This window comes from uncultured Roseovarius sp., from assembly GCF_913057115.1.
GTDB lineage: Bacteria > Pseudomonadota > Alphaproteobacteria > Rhodobacterales > Rhodobacteraceae > Roseovarius.
In genome coordinates this window covers 107442-123923 of the sequence record NZ_CAJXNN010000005.1, presented here as the reverse complement: position 1 = coordinate 123923, position 16482 = coordinate 107442, and the positions used below count along the sequence as shown (strand labels likewise).

The 16482-nt window shown below is 61.6% G+C and carries 23 protein-coding genes; 4 read left to right on the top strand and 19 right to left on the bottom strand.

From position 1 onward, the window contains the following. From QZ498_RS04055 to QZ498_RS04040, 4 genes are all read left to right on the top strand, one after another. Positions 1 to 999: porin (locus QZ498_RS04055; RefSeq protein WP_294620453.1), on the top strand; the 999-nt coding region annotated here is incomplete at its 5' end. Positions 1000 to 1133: 134 nt separating this feature from the next. Next, positions 1134 to 1979, top strand: a complete 846-nt coding sequence (locus QZ498_RS04050; protein WP_294620452.1) for a sulfotransferase domain-containing protein — start codon at positions 1134 to 1136, stop codon at positions 1977 to 1979. Then, complete coding sequence (locus QZ498_RS04045; protein ID WP_294620451.1) at positions 1972 to 2847, top strand: sulfotransferase domain-containing protein; 876 nt, start codon at positions 1972 to 1974, stop codon at positions 2845 to 2847. Before QZ498_RS04050 ends, QZ498_RS04045 begins: the two co-directional genes overlap by 8 nt. A gap of 63 nt (positions 2848 to 2910) precedes the next feature. Continuing rightward, positions 2911 to 3423 carry a hypothetical protein gene (locus QZ498_RS04040; protein WP_294620450.1) on the top strand — a complete coding sequence of 171 codons (513 nt, stop codon included), beginning with the start codon at positions 2911 to 2913 and terminating at the stop codon, positions 3421 to 3423. Here QZ498_RS04040 and QZ498_RS04035 read toward each other — a convergent pair. The 19 genes from QZ498_RS04035 to QZ498_RS03945 form a co-directional block, all read right to left on the bottom strand. Further along, positions 3420 to 4586, bottom strand: coding sequence for a DegT/DnrJ/EryC1/StrS aminotransferase family protein (locus QZ498_RS04035; protein ID WP_294620449.1), 1167 nt, complete (start codon positions 4584 to 4586; stop codon positions 3420 to 3422). The genes QZ498_RS04040 and QZ498_RS04035 overlap by 4 nt on opposite strands. Continuing rightward, positions 4583 to 5518, bottom strand: coding sequence for a GDP-L-fucose synthase (locus QZ498_RS04030; protein WP_294620448.1), 936 nt, complete (start codon positions 5516 to 5518; stop codon positions 4583 to 4585). Before QZ498_RS04030 ends, QZ498_RS04035 begins: the two co-directional genes overlap by 4 nt. Beyond that, positions 5515 to 6645: a GDP-mannose 4,6-dehydratase gene (gene gmd / locus QZ498_RS04025; RefSeq protein ID WP_294620447.1), complete on the bottom strand. Its 1131-nt coding sequence runs from the start codon at positions 6643 to 6645 to the stop codon at positions 5515 to 5517. Before gmd ends, QZ498_RS04030 begins: the two co-directional genes overlap by 4 nt. A gap of 279 nt (positions 6646 to 6924) precedes the next feature. Continuing rightward, the gene (locus QZ498_RS04020; protein WP_294620446.1) at positions 6925 to 7878 is read right to left on the bottom strand and encodes an energy transducer TonB; all 954 of its coding nucleotides are present in this window, start codon (positions 7876 to 7878) and stop codon (positions 6925 to 6927) included. Further along, positions 7875 to 8261 carry a biopolymer transporter ExbD gene (locus QZ498_RS04015; protein ID WP_294620445.1) on the bottom strand — a complete coding sequence of 129 codons (387 nt, stop codon included), beginning with the start codon at positions 8259 to 8261 and terminating at the stop codon, positions 7875 to 7877. Before QZ498_RS04015 ends, QZ498_RS04020 begins: the two co-directional genes overlap by 4 nt. Next, on the bottom strand, positions 8258 to 8638 hold the full coding sequence (locus tag QZ498_RS04010) for a biopolymer transporter ExbD (RefSeq protein ID WP_294620444.1): 381 nt from the start codon (positions 8636 to 8638) through the stop codon (positions 8258 to 8260). The genes QZ498_RS04015 and QZ498_RS04010 overlap by 4 nt, the downstream gene beginning before the upstream one ends. Then, positions 8631 to 9281: a MotA/TolQ/ExbB proton channel family protein gene (locus QZ498_RS04005; protein WP_294620443.1), complete on the bottom strand. Its 651-nt coding sequence runs from the start codon at positions 9279 to 9281 to the stop codon at positions 8631 to 8633. Before QZ498_RS04005 ends, QZ498_RS04010 begins: the two co-directional genes overlap by 8 nt. Further along, positions 9278 to 9664 carry a hypothetical protein gene (locus QZ498_RS04000; protein ID WP_294620442.1) on the bottom strand — a complete coding sequence of 129 codons (387 nt, stop codon included), beginning with the start codon at positions 9662 to 9664 and terminating at the stop codon, positions 9278 to 9280. The genes QZ498_RS04005 and QZ498_RS04000 overlap by 4 nt, the downstream gene beginning before the upstream one ends. Positions 9665 to 9866: 202 nt before the next feature. Then, a complete protein-coding gene (locus tag QZ498_RS03995) occupies positions 9867 to 10337 on the bottom strand; it encodes a DNA starvation/stationary phase protection protein (RefSeq protein ID WP_294620441.1) in 471 nt (156 codons plus the stop codon). 106 nt (positions 10338 to 10443) lie between these two features. Continuing rightward, the gene (locus QZ498_RS03990; RefSeq protein WP_294620440.1) at positions 10444 to 10866 is read right to left on the bottom strand and encodes a hypothetical protein; all 423 of its coding nucleotides are present in this window, start codon (positions 10864 to 10866) and stop codon (positions 10444 to 10446) included. A 43-nt stretch (positions 10867 to 10909) separates the two neighbouring features. Beyond that, positions 10910 to 11170, bottom strand: coding sequence for a DUF1289 domain-containing protein (locus tag QZ498_RS03985; protein ID WP_294620439.1), 261 nt, complete (start codon positions 11168 to 11170; stop codon positions 10910 to 10912). 52 nt (positions 11171 to 11222) lie between these two features. Beyond that, positions 11223 to 11705 (bottom strand): hypothetical protein, encoded by a 483-nt coding sequence (locus QZ498_RS03980; RefSeq protein WP_294620438.1) that lies wholly within the window; start codon positions 11703 to 11705, stop codon positions 11223 to 11225. Continuing rightward, positions 11702 to 11875, bottom strand: a complete 174-nt coding sequence (locus QZ498_RS03975) for a hemin uptake protein HemP (protein ID WP_294620437.1) — start codon at positions 11873 to 11875, stop codon at positions 11702 to 11704. Before QZ498_RS03975 ends, QZ498_RS03980 begins: the two co-directional genes overlap by 4 nt. Further along, a complete protein-coding gene (locus tag QZ498_RS03970) occupies positions 11872 to 12057 on the bottom strand; it encodes a hypothetical protein (protein WP_294620436.1) in 186 nt (61 codons plus the stop codon). Before QZ498_RS03970 ends, QZ498_RS03975 begins: the two co-directional genes overlap by 4 nt. 178 nt (positions 12058 to 12235) lie before the next feature. Next, entirely contained in the window at positions 12236 to 12571 is a 336-nt protein-coding gene (locus QZ498_RS03965; protein ID WP_294620435.1) for an antibiotic biosynthesis monooxygenase, read from the bottom strand. Between the two features lie 21 nt (positions 12572 to 12592). Further along, on the bottom strand, positions 12593 to 13414 hold the full coding sequence (locus QZ498_RS03960) for a heme ABC transporter ATP-binding protein (RefSeq protein WP_294620434.1): 822 nt from the start codon (positions 13412 to 13414) through the stop codon (positions 12593 to 12595). Further along, positions 13411 to 14436, bottom strand: a complete 1026-nt coding sequence (locus tag QZ498_RS03955; RefSeq protein WP_294620458.1) for an iron ABC transporter permease — start codon at positions 14434 to 14436, stop codon at positions 13411 to 13413. The genes QZ498_RS03960 and QZ498_RS03955 overlap by 4 nt, the downstream gene beginning before the upstream one ends. Positions 14437 to 14481: 45 nt before the next feature. After that, entirely contained in the window at positions 14482 to 15378 is an 897-nt protein-coding gene (locus tag QZ498_RS03950) for a hemin ABC transporter substrate-binding protein (protein ID WP_294620433.1), read from the bottom strand. Continuing rightward, entirely contained in the window at positions 15375 to 16427 is a 1053-nt protein-coding gene (locus tag QZ498_RS03945) for a ChuX/HutX family heme-like substrate-binding protein (RefSeq protein WP_294620432.1), read from the bottom strand. The genes QZ498_RS03950 and QZ498_RS03945 overlap by 4 nt, the downstream gene beginning before the upstream one ends. Positions 16428 to 16482: the final 55 nt, after the last annotated feature.

Genomic DNA, 16482 nt, shown 5'->3' with positions numbered 1-16482 from the left:
GACGGCCTGAACTTCCGCACCGACGCCGAAATCGATTTCGCACCGTCGATCACCCTCGACAACGGCCTGACCTTCAGCGCCCTCGTTGAGCTGGAAGGCCAGTCGACCGCCGGTAACCAGATCGACCACACCTTCATGACCATCTCGGGCGACACTCTGGGCACCATCCAGATCGGTAACCTGAACGCTGTGACCTACAACAACAGCTTCCAGACCCCCGGTGTTGGTTCGATCGGCATCGACTCGGGCACAATGTCGGGCTTCTTCCCGCTTGTTACCGCAGCTACGATCTCGGGTGGTACTGGCGCGATCTTCCCGACCGCTCACCCCGACTTCTCGGGTGACTCGATGAAGATCAACTACATCACCCCGAGCTTCAACGGCTTCACACTGGGTCTGAGCTACACGCCGTCGACCGTCGGTGGTAACTCGGCCAACTCCGGCCCCATCGACCGCAATGCTGCAAACCAAACCAATGACGTTTGGGGCGTCTCGGCGGACTACAACCAGTCGCTGGGCACCGTGGACCTCGGTCTGCACGCGCACTACCAGCAAGCTGAATTGGTTGGTGGCGGTGCAATCGCTGCCTTGGTTCCTGCCGGCACTTCCATTGATCCCAGCAACTGGGGCGTTGGTGTGAACGTTGGCTTTGACGCCTTCACCGTTGGCATGAACTACGCCGAAGTGGATGGTGACATTGCAGGTACCGCCGCAGGTGACTCGACTCACCTGACGCTGGGCGCGACCTACAACACCGGTGTCTGGACCTTCGGTGCGGACTACATCATGCAAGACAACAAAGCAGTTAGCACGACCACTGCCGGTGCTGACGTTGAATCGACTGCATACCGCATCGGTGCATCGCGGGATCTTGGACCGGGCGTTGCTTGGGACGTATTCGCGATCCACTACGATGGCGACGACAAAGGCTGTGCCGGTGCCGGTTGTACCGACGTCGAAGGTCAGATGATCGGTACTGCGATCACCCTGAACTTCTAATCTCTTCTCGAGATTATTGTTCCGGAAGGAGCGGGCCTTGGCCCGCTCCTTCTTTTTTTGTCAGGAACGATATTTCATCCAGCCATCACCTCGTATAAACGAGGGGTATCCGTGGGCTGTTCGGAGGTGACGTCGTGAACCCGTCTGGAAAGAAAAGCATCGTCTGGCTGGCGTCTTACCCGAAATCCGGGAATACTTGGCTGCGGATTTTCCTTGCCAACTACCTTGCCAACCAAGACGAACCTCTGCCAATCAACAAGGCTTACAGGTTCACCCTGAGCGATTCCGCCGCACGGTATTACAAGGAAGTGTCGGGTGGCAGGCTGGATACCTCCGATGCCGCGGCAAGCGTTCAGTATCGTGAACGTGTCCTGCTGTCCTTCATGGCCAGCGGGGCCGATGTCAACCTTGTCAAAACCCACAATCGCCGCGCCGTGGGCTGGGGTATTCCGCTTATCCCGCCGCATCTGACGCGCTCGGCCATTTACGTGATGCGTAATCCGCTGGATGTTGTGCTGAGCTACGCACGCCACTACGGTCAAACCAATGCAGATGCTGCCGAGGCGCTTTGCCGCTCGGAAAACGGCATCAGCTCGACAGACGGGCATGTGCCGCAATTTCTTGGGTCGTGGCAGGAACACGTGGACAGCTGGACCGGCTTTGCGCCCTATCCCACGTTGATCTTGAAGTACGAAGACATGCTGTCAGACCCCGAGGAGTCCTTTGGCAAGGTCATTCGGCATTTCGGGATGGAGCCGGACCCGGAGCGGCTCAGGAAAGCCATTCGGCATGCCAGCTTCAAGGAGCTTCAGAAGCAGGAAAGCGAGACGGGTTTCGTGGAGCGCCCCCCCAATAGCGAAGCCTTTTTCACCAAAGGTGAAAGCGGGCAGTGGAAGGACGACCTCGCGCCGGAATTGGTCAAGAAGATTCGACAAGTGAACAAACGGGCCATGAAGAAATACGGGTATTGGAATGAATGATCTGCATCGCATTATCTGGCTGGCAAGCTATCCGAAATCCGGCAATACATGGATGCGCACATTGCTGGCGCATTACTTCATGCCCAAGGGGTCGGTTGATCTCAATCGCCTGAACGAATTTACCCTGGGCGACGTTCGTCGCGATTTCTATGTGCGCGCGTCACGTGGCAAGTTCCACGGTGAGGACCTTGACGATTGGCTCAAGTACCGTGTGCAGGCCTTGCGCCTGATGGCTGCCTCGAAAAACGGCCACCACTTCGTAAAGACACACTGTGCGCCGATTGTTTTGTATGACACGGAATTGCTCCCCTCCGAGGTGACGGCGGCGGGTATTTACATCATGCGAAACCCCTTCGATGTGGCGCCAAGTTTCGCCCGCCACATGAGTTGCGACATCGACGAGGCAATCGAACGGATGATGAACCCGAGCAATGTCATGCATTCTACCAAGGGCATGTACGAGGCCATTGGCGCGTGGGGGGACCATGTAAATTCGTGGACAACCGTCAACGGCTTGTCATCCTACATCATCCGCTACGAGGATATGCTGGCCAAGACTGGGCCGACGGTTCGTCAGCTTTTGGAGAAATTCCTCAAGGTCAAAGTGGATAAGCCCAAGCTTGCCCATGCCATCAAGGCAACCAGCTTCGAGTCCCTGAAAAAACAGGAAGAGGAGCATGGTTTCCGCGAGCGGCCCGAAGGGATGAAATCTTTCTTCGCCAAGGGCAAGGCCGGTGGCTGGAAAGAGGAACTGACGCCTGAGCAGGTGGGCACCCTGCGGGAGGCGTTTTTGCCGACGCTGGAAAAATGGTATCCTGAGATACTCAAGGAAACGGCGGAGTTTGCCGGGGGCAAGACAAAGGCTTGATCCCGGGGGTCATAAACGTCGCGGGCTTGGGACAGCGCAACAGCCATTGACGGAAGATTGACCATGAAGACATTCACCATCGCAAGCGGCGTTTTGGCCTTCGGGCTGGCGGCCTGCACCACTGTTCAACCGGCCGGGATGACCACGCTGGGGCCAAACCCGGCGCTTGGCGGGGGCACCTACAGTTCGGGCGGGGGGTTGACCCTTGCCGTTGAAAGCCGGGAGCAGGCGGGGCAAACCCTGATCTGTGGGGTCTTTGCGCAAAGCCGTCAGCAAGCGGTCATGACACGCGGTGTCGCGCGCAAGGTTCTTGGCACCGGCAGCGTCTATATCGGCGATGAAGCCGCCGTGCGGGGCCTGACATTCCTGCGCGAAGTGCCGCCCGCGGCGCAATATGGCGGGCTGGAAGCGCCTTGCGTGTTGAGCGAAAGGCAATGGCGGCCCGGTGACGAGGCGCGTCGCCCGGTCATCCGCATCCCACGCCAGATCGTGGTCGAGGAACGGGACGCGGATGGCGGGATCGGAACGGGTTTTGCCATCAGGTTCCGGCAAACGGGGCCGGGGGCCGGGATTTAGAGCCTTGTCAGCACCTCGACCGCCTCGGCGATCGGATAGTGGTGATTGCCAATGAAAAGGCCGTTTGCGTCGATGTAATCGGCATTCGGCAAATCGCCGTGGATGTCATGCGGGAAGAACCGCATGACTTCGCTGCGCGCGAAGTTGCCCGCCACGATGGGGCGACATTCAAAGCCCTCTTCGACCAGTTGCGCCACGAAATCCTTTCGTTCAAGGCCTGCCTCGGGGCGCAGGACCAGCGAGAAGCCAAACCAGCTTGATTGGCCGATTTCCTGTTGGATGGTAAACAGGCGGTGATTTGACAGGTGCTCTTGCACCAATGCGCCATTGGCACGGCGGCCTTCGATCAACCCGGGCAGTTTGCGGATTTGTTCACGCCCCAAGGCCCCGGACATCTCCAACGGCCTCAGGTTGTAGCCCGGCAGCACGAAGCGGAAGCTTTCGTAAAACGGATCGTCGCTTTTGGTGCCGGTGACGTGGTTTTCTTTCGGCAGGTTGCGCGTCCAGCCATGGGCGCGCAGCGACAGCATGACGTGATAAAGTTCCTCGTCGTCGGTCACCACCATGCCGCCTTCCATGGTGGAGATATGGTGGGAAAAGAAGGACGAATAGCTGCCCATAACCCCGAAGGTGCCCGCCTGTTTGCCCTCGAAAGTGGCCCCCATGGATTCGCAGTTGTCTTCGATCACCACGATGTCACGGCCTGCGATGATCTCGTCTATAACTTTGAAATCATTGGGGTTTCCAAGCAGGTTCACCACCATGATCGCGCGGGTTTTATCGGTGACCGCCTCGCGCAGCGCGTCCAGGTCATAGTTGAGCGTGCCCGCGTCGATATCCACGAACTTCATCCGCAAGCCATACTGACCCAGCGGGTAATAGGTCGTCGACCAGCTGACCGCAGGCACGATCACCTCGTCGCCCGGCTGTAGCTTCAGCTTGTCGTTCTGGGTGTAGAACAAGGCCGCCGTCATCAACAAGTTCGCGGAACTGCCCGAATTGACCATGACGGCAAAGTTAGTTCCGAAATGGGCGGCGAATTCTTCCTCATAGGCTTTCACCTCGGGGCCCATCGAGAACATATCGGAGGCGATCACCCGGTTCAGGGCGTCATATTCCGCCTGATCCCAAGTCGTGGTGGCGAGGGGGTATTTGGCGCTCATGTGCTCAAGTGCTCCAGATAGTGCTGATAGGTGCGGGCAATGCCATCGCGCAGGGAGGTGGGCGCGCTCCAACCCCATGCGGTTTGCCGCTCAACCGAGCATAGCTTTTGCTTCATGCCGGTGGGTTTGCTCAGGTCATGGGTGAAGGCGCCGCTCCAACCGATGACATTCGCGACGGTGGCGTAATAGTCGTTGATCGTGTGGTCATGGCCCAGCCCGATGTTCATGGCGTCGGGCAGGGCGGTCATATCCCCGGCGGCGGTCCAGACCGCATCGGCCAGATCACCGGCGAACATGAATTCGCGCCGGGCGGTGCCATCGCCCCAAATCTCAACGCTTTCTGCGCCGCTTTCGCGGGCCTCGTGCACCTTGTGAATGATCGCCGGCACAAGGTGTGAACGCTTGGGATCGAAACTGTCGTAAAGCCCGTAAAGATTACATGGAATCAAGGTTTTGTACTGCGCATCTTCATCCTCGCGCCGGATGTATTCGCACAGCCGCATGGCCATGATCTTGGCCAGCGCGTAGCCTTCGTTGGTGGGTTCCAGCGGTGCGGTCAGGATCATCTCCTCTCGCAGCGGGTTTTCCGCCTCGCGCGGATACATGCAGGTCGAGGCGAGGTTGAGCAGGTTACGGACGCCACCCTGCCACGCCCCCATGATCACGTTGCGCCCGATCATGGTGTTGTCGTCCAGAAAGGCGACCGGGTTGGCCATATTGGCGTGGATGCCGCCCACGCGGCCCGCCGCATGGATCACCAGATCGGGCTTGGCTTGCGAGATATAGTCGGCCACGGCCTGCGGGTGGGTGAGGTCAAGTTCGGCACGGGTGGGGGCCAGAACCTCCCAGCCCGCGGCGGTGGGATGGGCGCGGATGTTGCGCCCCACCATGCCGCCGCCGCCGGTCAGAAGAAGACGCGGCTTTTCGCTCATCTGTTGCCATCCTCGCGGGACATGGGCGCGCCGTGGCCGTGATCCATCAGGATGCGGGCGCGTTGCGCCGCGCGCAGGTCTTCGGCGACCATCTCGGCGCACATCTCTCGGGCGGTGATCTCGGGCACCCAGCCAAGTTCGCGCTTGGCCTTGGCCGGATCGCCCAGCAGGGTTTCCACCTCGGCGGGGCGGAAATAACGCGGGTCGATGCGCATCACCACGTCGCCGGGTTTGAGGCCGGGGGCCATGTTGCCTGTGACAGCCTCCACCTTGGCGACCTCATCAATCCCTTCGCCTTCGAATTTCAACGTGATTCCAAGGTCTTCGGCGGCCCAGGTGATGAACTCGCGCACCGAGTACTGTTTGCCGGTGGCGATCACGAAATCATCGGCCTGCTCTTGCTGTAGCATCATCCACTGCATGCGCACGTAATCCTTGGCGTGGCCCCAATCACGCAGCGCGTCGATGTTGCCCATGTAAAGACAGGGCTCCAGCCCTTGGGCGATATTCGCCATGCCTCGGGTGATCTTGCGGGTCACGAAGGTTTCGCCCCGGCGCGGGCTTTCGTGGTTAAAGAGGATCCCGTTGCAGGCGTACATGCCGTAGGCCTCGCGGTAGTTCACGGTGATCCAATAGGCATACATCTTGGCCACCGCGTAAGGCGAACGCGGGTGGAAGGGGGTGGTTTCGGTTTGCGGGGTTTCCTGGACCAAACCATAAAGTTCCGAGGTCGAGGCCTGATAGAATTTGCAGGTCTTTTCCATGCCCAGAAACCGGATTGCCTCCAACAAGCGCAGGGTGCCGATGGCGTCGACATCTGCGGTGTATTCGGGCGACTCGAAGCTCACGGCCACATGGCTTTGCGCGGCAAGGTTATAAACCTCGTCGGGTCGCACCTCGGACAGGATGCGGGTGAGGTTGGAGCTGTCGGTCAGATCGCCGTAATGCAGCTTCAGACGCGCGTGTTCCACATGCGGGTCTTCGAAAATATGGTCAATCCGCTGGGTGTTGAACAGCGAGGCGCGGCGCTTGATGCCATGCACCTCATAGCCTTTTTCCAAGAGGAATTCGGCGAGGTAAGAGCCATCTTGACCTGTGATTCCGGTAATAAGAGCGGTTTTCGTCATGCTGTCTTCCGGTGTTACGGCCGGGCCTCGCCCGGGCAGAGTGCTTGCGCCGTGATACGCTGAACATTGCATCGGTGGCAACCGTATGACGGCGCGGGATCACGATCAAATGCAAGGCGTTACGAAAATCGCCCGTGAATGACGTGCCGCCTTCGGATCAAAGCCTTCCGCCATTCACCTGAGGCATCAGAGAAAGGTGGAAGGCGCGCAACGATTGAGTGGAGCACGGCGTTCGTGAAAATCTGTGCTGCAATTTTTTCGCGAAACGCTTTAGGCAACTCATCGCCCCTGTATCTTCACCGAAAAGTTCCGGCGTGCGCCTTGGGGCGGCTTGGGGAAGGGGCCTGCGCCGCGCACCAATCGGAGTGCGGCCTGATCGAGGGCGGACGACCCCGAACTGCGCGACAGCGATACCGCAGAGAGGCCCCCGTTGGCACTGATGGTAAAGGCGACGAAAGCCGAGCCGCGCGCATTGACCCGTGGTTTGCCCGCGCGCGACAGTCGGCGCATGACCAGACCGGGATAGTTGCTGGCGGCGGCGTTTCCGGTAACCTTCTGGCGTCCGCCCGTACCGCTTTGCCTTGCGGCTGCATCGGGCTTGCCGGTTGCCGCGCCGGCGCGCGCGTTGCGCTTTGCGTTGCCGGGCTTGGGCGTGGCCTGCCGGACCTTGGGTTTGGGGCTTGGAGACGATTTGGCGGCTTGCGCGGGCTTGTGCGCGGCTTCGAAGGCGGCGCTGCGCCGCATTGGCCGCAAAGAGCGCGTGACAGCGGTGCTTTGCGGCGTGGAGCCTTCGAGCTGATCGGGGGGCGGTGCGGCTTCGAGCGCCTCGGACGGTGCAAGACGCGCCAGCGCCTCCGGCGCGTCGGTGGACGGCGTTTCGTTGGTTTTCTCCGTCTCGGTTATTGTCCGGCCCGCTTTGGTCCTTGCGGCCATATCGGGACGCGCAACTTGGGCGGCCGCTATGCGTTCCTCGGGGAGCGCGGGCGTTGGCGTTTCCGTTTGGATGCGCTCAGAAGTGTCCGTCTGTGCCGCTTTCGAGGTAACCGGACGGGTGGCTGTCAATGATCCGGCCGCCATGTCCGCGAAGGCGTTGCCAAGCCTGACCTCGGCGGCACCATCCGCCCCTTCAGCTTGTATATCTTCTTTGGCGGCCAGTGACAGGGCAACGGCGCCATGAACACATATGGCCACCGTCAGGGCCGTTACCTTGGCCGTGATCGCGCCGCGCATCATGGTAACCCCCTTTCGGTCACGAGCACGACGTGTTGCGCCCCGGCCTCGCGCAGCGCGCGCCCGACGGCGATGAGTGTCGCGGCGGGCAGGTCGCGGTCGGGAACAAGGCGCACTCGCGCGCGGTACTCTTCTGGCAAATCAGCAAGGAAAGCGGATGCGCTGTCGATGTCGGCGCCACGGTGCGTCATGCGGCCATCGGCGTGCAACACCAGCGCATCGGCGGGTGCTGTGCCCTCGATATCTGCGGTTCTGACAAGGCGCAGCTCCTTGTCCAGCGGGGTGGCCAGCGTGCCCGCGACGAGAAAGAAGACCAGCATCAGGAAGACGATGTTGATCAAGGCTATGGTTGGTTCACGTTCGACTTTCGAGCGGCGTGGTTTCATGCGGCCTCCAGCACTGTCACCCGGATCGCGGGCAGGGCGCGCAGGGTGACCAGAAGATCGCTGAGCCGTTGCGCGGTCACATCCTTTCGCGCAGCGACAAGCACCGTCAGTGGCGCGTCGCCGTTGCGATGCCCTGCAAGGGCCTGCGGAAGATCGTCCATTTCGGCCTCGACCCCGTTCAGGCCAAGCGACGCTGCCGAGAGGGTCACGAAGACCGGGTGGGCCTCCGTCGCGGCACCGCCCGGCGCGGCTGAGGCGAATTCCACTTCGCCGAAACGTGTGAAACTCGACGAGAGCATGAAGAACAGAAGCAGCAGGAAAATCACGTCGATCAGCGATGTCATCGACAGCCTGCGCCTGCGTCGCCGGCTACGCATGGGCGGGCACCGCTTGCGGCCCCGTCGTGGCGCGGCAATCCTGCGGGGCAAGGATGGTCCGGAGCGCCTTTTGCGCCAGAACGCGGTCGGCATCCATGCGCGACTCGAGCCAACTGAGCACCACCGATGTCGGCATCGCCACGGCCAGCCCGACCGCCGTGGTCAGGAGTGCGACCCAGATCCCGCCCGCAAGGGCTGAAGGATCGACTTGCGCGCCCGCCTCCTGCAAAGCCTGGAAGGCCGAGATCATGCCAAGCACAGTACCGAAGAGGCCAAGGAGCGGGGCAAGCTGCGCGACGGAGTCCAGAAACCGGAAGCCGCTTTCCAACCGGGCGAAACATGTCTCTGCCTCGGCCTCGAGACGGGCGGCATCGTCCTGACCATCAAGCGCCATCGCGACCACGGGGGCAAGATAGCTGCGCGAGCGGTTGAGGTTTTCCCGCGCGGTTGTCCGATCCCCGGCATCCCAGGCGGTGATGGCATCTTGCAAGGCCTTGTGACGGCCCACACCGGCGGCGGAGAATTGCCAGAGTTTGTACAGGACAACAGCGAGAACCAGTACGGAAAGCGCGCCGAGAAGCAGAACAACCGGCCCGCCAAGATCGGTGATGCGCAGAAGTGCGTCTTGAAGCGTTGTGATCATCCCAGCACCTCGACATCCGTCCGGCTGCGCAGGTCCAACGCCCTGGAGCAGGCGCCTTCCGGCACGCCTTTGCCGGCACAGGTTTCGGCCCCGTTGATCAGAAGGCGGCCCAACGAAGCGCAGGCAAGGCCGGGCACGACGAATTGCCGGACACGGGGCCGCGCAGCGGGCAGGGCGCCGAAATCGAACAGGGTCAGCCGATCAACCCGGCCTTCCGCGTCGAACAAGACCGCCTCGTAAACGGCCTGCTCTATGTCGCGATCATGTCCATTCTGGACGAGGAAGCTGATCCGGCAAGCGTCTTCGACAGGTTGCAACGCGTTGAGTTCGATTGATACATGCGCGCCCTGATCTTCTTGCGCGAGGACAGGAGTCGCCGTCAAGCAAGCGGCCAGACAGGTCGCTGCACGTATTGATTTCAATTTGAGCATGTTTCCAGCCTCAGATCTCCCGATTGGTCGTCTGGCTGGGGAAATGATCCCTTGCTGGATGGCAGTTCGTTACCATCCAGCAGGTCGTAATTCAATACCTGATTAAATCAGTGCGCTTTATCAGCTTGCAGGTCGCGGTGCCGTGCTTGCCGCTTCAGGCGATATGCGAGCGCAGCATCCAGGCGAATTTCTCGTGTGTCTGTCCACGTGCAATGCACAGGTCTTCGGTCAGCGTGTCGCCATGGCTTGCGGCCAGTTCCCCGGCCCCGGCGATGGTTTCGGCGAGGGTTTCCTGTGCCTCTTTCATGATGCGGATCATGTCTTCGGCACTGGGTACGCCATCGGCCTCGGAGACTTTCGATCGCTTCAACATCCCGGCAAGGGTGCCTTCGGCATGGGTGTTCAGTGCCTTTATCCGCTCGGCCAGATCATCCTGCGCGATGAAGTGGTCTTCGTAGATTTTCTGGAAAAGGTCATGCAGGGGGCCAAAGGCCATGCCGGTGACGTTCCAGTGAAAGTTCTGCGCCAGCATCGTGGTCACGACAGTCTCTGCCACGCATTGATTGAGCGCCTCGGCGATCTGCGCGGTCGCATCGGTGGAAAGTGTTTGGGCGGTTTGGGTCAAGGGTGCCTCCTGCATCAGAATGACTTGGTGCTGGCTGGCGAATGGCTGGCTTGCCCGAATAGATTAGAGGCCAGTACAGCAATCGGCAAGGCGATTTAGAATATTTCTAAACCCCAGTAAAATTGTCAGCTACACGGCGCAGCAGGAAAACGAGATTCCTGCGCGCATGCACCGGAACGCGCGAGTGCAGAAGGAAGGTTGCGCTGGTGTCATCCCCGCTTTTCAAACTGCACGCCAAGGCGATCAGCCATTTTTCATCGAACGAGGTTTCTTGCTCCCCCACGCGGTAGAGAACCGGCCGGCGGCCCAGAGCCTGGGACAGGCATCGCACCAGGACTTCCGCGGCGGCCTGCGTGGCAACGGCTCGGTTTCCCGACAGGGTGGCACAGGCTCCGAACAGGTCGATATACCCCTTGCAACGGCTGGCCCGTGCCACGTGGCGCAAGTGGTCGAGCAAAGACTCCGGGTTGAAGTAACGCGTGGTGCCGACGGCGTGTTGGCCTGAAACCTGACGCAGGGCTTGGGTCATCTATCCATTGTCCTTGCCGTTGATGTCCGAAAAACCTGGGCCTTCACGCCGCTTTGCCCCCATCCAGTACCGTGAGTTTCACCTTTTTCTTGCGGCAGCGTTTTTCATAGGCCTGCTCCCAGTGCTTGTAACGGCCCATGACGGCCTGCTGTGCGACCACAAGCTCGACAAAGGCTTCGCGATGGGAGTTCTTTTTCAACTTCTTGAAGGCGGATTTCTGCGCCTTCGTCATCGAGCAGCCGATGCAATGGCCTTCGCGCTTGAACTTGCAAACGCTGATGCAGGGGCTGGGAACCTTGGGCATGATGTCCTCGCTGGTGTTTCGGGCGAATGGCCCGGTCTGGCTGGGATGTCGGTCAGTGCAGGATACGGTTTTCGGTTTGCGGTGGCTCGGGGTGCAAAGCGGGCGTGCGCTTTGCCATGTGCTGCATCGCCTGACCCACGCGCGCCGCCATCAGGGCGATCGGTTCGGCATGGCGAGCCGGGACAAGCAAGCTGGCGATCATGCTGGCCTCGGCCAGATCGCCGCGTGCCGCCTCGCGCACGAGCGTGCGTAATACCGCCTCGTCCGAGCCGATGCAGGTGCAGCCAAGACCATGCCTGACAAGCGGTCGGCGGGCATGGGTGCACAGGCTGGTCAAGAGTGTTTCGAAGTTGCGCATTTCCGCGCGCCCCTCGATGGCGCCAAAACACCGGGCAAAGCCATTCCAGACTTCGGCCTGGCCTTGCGGGCTGTCCATCCAGAACCGTATCGACATGACCAGTTCCGCTTCCCAGGGTGCGATATCGGTCAGCTTGCCCACCACGTCGGCACCGGGGCTTTTTTGTGACTTCGTCATTTGGTCAATATCAATTTGCCGGCGCGGGTGATGCGCAGGGTGTAGGTCTGGCCGTCCAGCACGATATCGGCCTTGTGCCCGTTCGGGATAAGGTCTCGCGCGTCGTGGGTCACGGTGTTGTCGGTCCGATCAGCGGCCTGTGGGTCCGGAAGCTGTTGCATCAGGCTCATCGACCCTCTCCTGATGTGCTTGCGCGCTCGCGCTGAAGGTCAATGAGATGCTCAAGGGCGAGCCCGTCGAGCTGTCCGCTGTCGGCGCCGGATTGCATGACTTCGCGCCAACTGTTGCGGGCCGTCGCATGCCCGCCATTTTGTGTATTGCGCTCGGGTGTCTTCACGATGGCTCCTTTCATCTGACATCCGGGCTGCCGTGGTCGGTGGCTGGGACGGGCATCAAGGTGATGCGTTGACAAATTCCGACCAAATGAGTCGGGTACTAAGTCGTGCTTACAGCAATCTGATAATTTCAGTCAAGAATATTAGGCTGGATGCGCGGCTGAAAATTCATCGAACTGCTGCCCACCGGCTTGGTCAACAAAGCGCAGCCGGTTGCAGAGCGTCGATTCTCTGAATCGTTGTGAAGCCTTCGAAGCGTGGTGCGCCTTCGTGCAACTTGCGGCTTTGCCCGGCGCGGGCATGCGAGGCGCGGAATTCTTCGCTTGTGGTCCATGTGCGGAAATGCGCCTCGCTCTGCCATAGAGTGTGAGAGGCATAGAGAACCCGACCGTCTTCCTCCGGGCCTTTCAGCATGTGAAAGGAAACGAACCCATCCATGTCCTGCAACTTGCTTTCGCGGGTCAGCCAAAGCTCCTCGAATTCGGCGGCGTATTCCAAAGGTACGGTGAAACGGTTCATGGCAAGATACATCTTTTGCTCCTCAGTTTGATGTCAGCGAATGTTAAGCATCGTCGCGCGGGGATGGCTGGACAAAGCGGATGCCGCGTGCGGCAGGATGTAGGGTATCCCCGGAGGCGGTGGGGCGGAGACGCGCAAGGCGCAACCGTAGGCGTGCGACAGGGTGTCATCGGTCAGCACTTTTGCGGGAAGGCCGAAGGCAAGGCCTTGCCCCTCGGCCAGCACCGCCACGCGGTCGGCAAAAAGCGCCGTCAGGTTCAGATCGTGCATGACGGCGATCACGCCGCCGCCGGCCCGTGCGAAGCCCCGGGCGATCTCCATCACCTGAAGTTGATGCGCGATGTCGAGGCTGGAAACCGGCTCGTCCAGTAGCAGCCAGCGTGGCTCGCCATCTTCGACAGGGGACCAGACCTGTGCCAGCACGCGGGCGAGCATGACTCTTTGACCCTCACCCCCGGACAATTCCTGAAAGGTTCTATTGGCGTAATGGGCCAGCCCGACGCGGGCCAGTGCCTGCATCGGGACATCTGGCCGGTCTCCTGCAGTGCCCGACTGCAGGCCAAGCCGGACGACTTCAAGGACAGTGAAGGGAAAGGCAAGGCGCGAGGCCTGAGGCAGGACGGCCCGTTGTGCGGCAAGCTCCCACGGTTTCATTGTCATGATGTCGCGCCCATTCAAACTCACCTGACCCTGAAAGGGCAGGGAGGCGGTGATGGCCCCCAGCAATGTGGATTTGCCCGACCCATTGGGGCCGACGATGGCGGTGACTTCGCCGGGCAAGGCGCTGAAGCTCACCCCGCGCAGCGCTTCATGGTTGCCGTAAAGGACGCGGATATTTTCAGCGATCAGGCTCATAGCTCCACCAGCCCCCGGCGTTTGAGGAGAATCCACAGGAAGACGGGAGCACCAAGGACCGCCGTGACGATACCGATGGGCAATTCGGCGGGCGCGATGACCACGCGGGCGATGACATCGGCAAGGATCAACAGGATTGCGCCGAGCAGCGCGGAATTGAGCAGGAGCGTCCGGTGATCGGGGCCGGAGGCCAGTCGCAACAGGTGCGGCACGACAATGCCAATGAAGCCGATTCCTCCGGAAACGGCCACCGCCGCTCCGGTGGCACCCGCGACGGCCAAAATCGCGATGGACTTCATGCGCTGCACGTCGATGCCGATATGGGCCGCCGTCGCTTCGCCAAGCGCCAGCCCGTTCAGGCCACGGCCCAGCATCAGGGCTGTACCTATGGAGAGCAGGATCAGCGGCCCGGCGGACAACACCTTGGCCCAGCTTGCCCCGGCGAGCGACCCCAGCCCCCAGAAGGTCAGGTCTCGCAATTGCCGGTCGTCGGCAATGTAGACGAGGATGCCCGAAAGGGCACCCGCAAGCGCCCCGAGCGCGATCCCCGCCAAGAGCATGGTGGCCACCGATGTGCGTCCGTGGCGGGTGGAAACGCGGTAAAGCAGGATCGTCGATCCCCAGCCCCCCAGAAACGCCGCGAAAGGCGTGAGTTGATTGCCTGTCAGGTCGATCACCCAGGCAGGCAGCAGTGCGCCCAGCACGATGGCGAGGATCGCCCCCAGCCCGGCCCCCGCGCCGACGCCGACGATGCCGGGGTCGGCCAGCGGGTTGCGGAACAGCCCCTGCATCGCCGCACCCGATACCGCCAGCGCCGCGCCGACAAGCACGCCCATCGCCAGCCGGGGCAGGCGGATATCCAATAGCACGACGCGCTCCATCTGGCTCAAGGCTTCGCCCTGCGCCAGCTTGGCCAGCACCGCCGAGAGGGTCACGTTTGTCGCGCCGACCTCAAGGCTCGCGATGCAGGCCAGCGCCAGTGCACCCGCCAGCCCCCAGTGCAGGGCGCGGGCGCGGGACAGCCGGTCGTTCGGGGTACTCTCGATATCTGTCGCGGCGGCCAAGGCTCAGCTTCCCTGCCCGTAAAGGGCATCGTTCAGTTCGCGGATGGCCTGCGCCGTGCGCGGGCCGAAGCCAAGCATCAGCAAGCCGTCCATGCGCACCACGGAGCGGCTCTGCGCGGCAGGCGTCAGCTTGATCGCGGGCATGGCGAACAGTTCGTCATCGGCAACGCCATGGTCACCGCCCCGATCCATCATCAGGATCACATCAGGGGCGGCCATGCCAACGGCCTCATCGGTGACTTGCTTGTAGCCCTCGTAGTCAGTGATCGCGTTCACGCCCCCCGCCATTCGGATCAATGCGTCGGCGGCCGTACCCGCACCCGAGGCGTTGATCTTGCCCCCTTGCGTGGACAGCACGAAAAGCACGCGTTTCTTCTTGGCCTCTGGCCGCTTGGCATCGGTCAGCGCCGCCGCCATGGCGGCTTCGACCTCGGTTGCCAGCCCGTCGGCCTGCTTTGGCACGCCAAGCGCTGTGCCAATGATTTCGATCTTGCGAAGGATGCCTTCGGTGCTGAGCGCGTCGGGCACTTCGACAAAACCGACATCCGCCGCGCGGATCACCTCAAGCGCCTCGGGCGGGCCTGCCCCTTCCTCGGACAGGATCAACGACGGGCCGACCGATAGCACGCCTTCGGGCGAGAGCGAGCGCATATAGCCCACATCCGGCAAGTGGGTCACGTCCGGTGGATAGCTGGAGGTGGTGTCGCGGGCCCTGAGCCGGTGCTGCTGTCCAAGGGCGGCGACGATTTCCGTCACGGAGCCGCCGATCGACAGGACATCGGCATGCGGATTCGGCACCTCTGCGCTTTGCTGCGCGCTGACGGTCAGGGCAACGAAGGCCCCGAACATCGCCGCCCATATGCCCGCATAGGTTCCGGTTTTGCTGATCCGAGAATTCATGCCGGAACCTCCGCAAGCGAGGGCAGTGCTTTGACGACCCGGCCCCATTCAGGGCGCGAATCCCGGCCTTCCTTGCCAAGGCCGAAGACTTGGAAGATCAACCCGCCCTCGGCGTCGAAAGCCTCCACCGACACGGCGGGGCCGCGCTGCGTGGGCTTCTCCACGGCCCAAATCTCGGCGACCTTGTCGAGCCGCAGATGCAGGTTGAACCCGGGGTCCATCACGTTCTGCCATGGCCCCATGGGGCGCAACTGGTGAACAGGGCCGGTATGGATTTGAATACAGCCGCGGTTCCCGACGAAGATCATCACCTCGATCCCGGCATCGCGCACCGCGTGCAGCATCGCATCGGCGGCTTTTGGGGCAAGCTGGCGCACCCATGGGGCGCCGGCGATTCGATAGGCACCAAGCCGGTTCATCTTGAGCTTCGAGCACAGCCGCAGGAACTGGTGCGTATCGGTCAGCTTGGCCCATTCCTCGCGCAGGATGTCCAGTTTGTCAGGCCGCGATTTCGGGGCTTCCACGGGTTTGCGCGGGTCAACGGCCTGAGTGTCCGCCTGATCCGCAACCGCCAGATCGGCGACAGTTTCGGCCCATGTCGCGTGGTTCGATGCCTCGCGCAGGTGAATTTTATGCACCGCGTCGCCCGCCGCATCGAAAATCTGCAACGAACGACGCGGGCCCTGCTCGGACTCGGTCTCGACTGCGAAGGCATGCACCCAATGCGAGGGGAAGATGCGCAGGTCGATATTCTCGGTCAGGGTCATCGCGGCATGTTCGCCGGGATGATAGTTGCCGTATTCCCCGACCTTTTCATGCACGCAAGCATCGACGCGGGTCAGCGCCATGACCTCGCCCAGCTTCTCAGCCGCGGGAATGATCCGGTCCGGATGGGCGGCGATCCGCGTGGTGCCGCCCCCAACACCGGCAGCAACCAGTTGCGCCTCGGATATGCCGAGGGCATCCGACGCATCGCGCGCACGCGTTTTGGGGTTTTCGGCCTGAAAGGCACGGATGTCGAAAGGGCTGACAGCGGGGTGCTGTGTCATGGGCGTCCTCGGAGTTTGGCATGTGGTCCGATGGCTGCGCCCGGCGAGAAGCGGT

What these genes read in the sequence shown, in the direction of transcription:
- QZ498_RS04040 (WP_294620450.1), top strand. Translation starts at nt 2,911, where the DNA reads ATGAAGACATTCACCATCGCAAGCGGCGTTTTGGCCTTCGGGCTGGCG.
- QZ498_RS03985 (WP_294620439.1), bottom strand. Translation starts at nt 11,170, where the DNA reads ATGCCCAAGGTTCCCAGCCCCTGCATCAGCGTTTGCAAGTTCAAGCGC.
- QZ498_RS04020 (WP_294620446.1), bottom strand. Translation starts at nt 7,878, where the DNA reads ATGATGCGCGGCGCGATCACGGCCAAGGTAACGGCCCTGACGGTGGCC.
- QZ498_RS04005 (WP_294620443.1), bottom strand. Translation starts at nt 9,281, where the DNA reads ATGATCACAACGCTTCAAGACGCACTTCTGCGCATCACCGATCTTGGC.
- QZ498_RS03950 (WP_294620433.1), bottom strand. Translation starts at nt 15,378, where the DNA reads ATGAATTCTCGGATCAGCAAAACCGGAACCTATGCGGGCATATGGGCG.
- QZ498_RS04010 (WP_294620444.1), bottom strand. Translation starts at nt 8,638, where the DNA reads ATGCGTAGCCGGCGACGCAGGCGCAGGCTGTCGATGACATCGCTGATC.
- QZ498_RS03990 (WP_294620440.1), bottom strand. Translation starts at nt 10,866, where the DNA reads ATGACCCAAGCCCTGCGTCAGGTTTCAGGCCAACACGCCGTCGGCACC.
- QZ498_RS03960 (WP_294620434.1), bottom strand. Translation starts at nt 13,414, where the DNA reads ATGAGCCTGATCGCTGAAAATATCCGCGTCCTTTACGGCAACCATGAA.
- QZ498_RS03970 (WP_294620436.1), bottom strand. Translation starts at nt 12,057, where the DNA reads ATGAAAGGAGCCATCGTGAAGACACCCGAGCGCAATACACAAAATGGC.
- QZ498_RS04035 (WP_294620449.1), bottom strand. Translation starts at nt 4,586, where the DNA reads ATGAGCGCCAAATACCCCCTCGCCACCACGACTTGGGATCAGGCGGAA.
- QZ498_RS03965 (WP_294620435.1), bottom strand. Translation starts at nt 12,571, where the DNA reads ATGTATCTTGCCATGAACCGTTTCACCGTACCTTTGGAATACGCCGCC.
- QZ498_RS03945 (WP_294620432.1), bottom strand. Translation starts at nt 16,427, where the DNA reads ATGACACAGCACCCCGCTGTCAGCCCTTTCGACATCCGTGCCTTTCAG.
- QZ498_RS04030 (WP_294620448.1), bottom strand. Translation starts at nt 5,518, where the DNA reads ATGAGCGAAAAGCCGCGTCTTCTTCTGACCGGCGGCGGCGGCATGGTG.
- QZ498_RS03980 (WP_294620438.1), bottom strand. Translation starts at nt 11,705, where the DNA reads ATGACGAAGTCACAAAAAAGCCCCGGTGCCGACGTGGTGGGCAAGCTG.
- QZ498_RS03975 (WP_294620437.1), bottom strand. Translation starts at nt 11,875, where the DNA reads ATGAGCCTGATGCAACAGCTTCCGGACCCACAGGCCGCTGATCGGACC.
- gmd (WP_294620447.1), bottom strand. Translation starts at nt 6,645, where the DNA reads ATGACGAAAACCGCTCTTATTACCGGAATCACAGGTCAAGATGGCTCT.
- QZ498_RS04045 (WP_294620451.1), top strand. Translation starts at nt 1,972, where the DNA reads ATGAATGATCTGCATCGCATTATCTGGCTGGCAAGCTATCCGAAATCC.
- QZ498_RS04015 (WP_294620445.1), bottom strand. Translation starts at nt 8,261, where the DNA reads ATGAAACCACGCCGCTCGAAAGTCGAACGTGAACCAACCATAGCCTTG.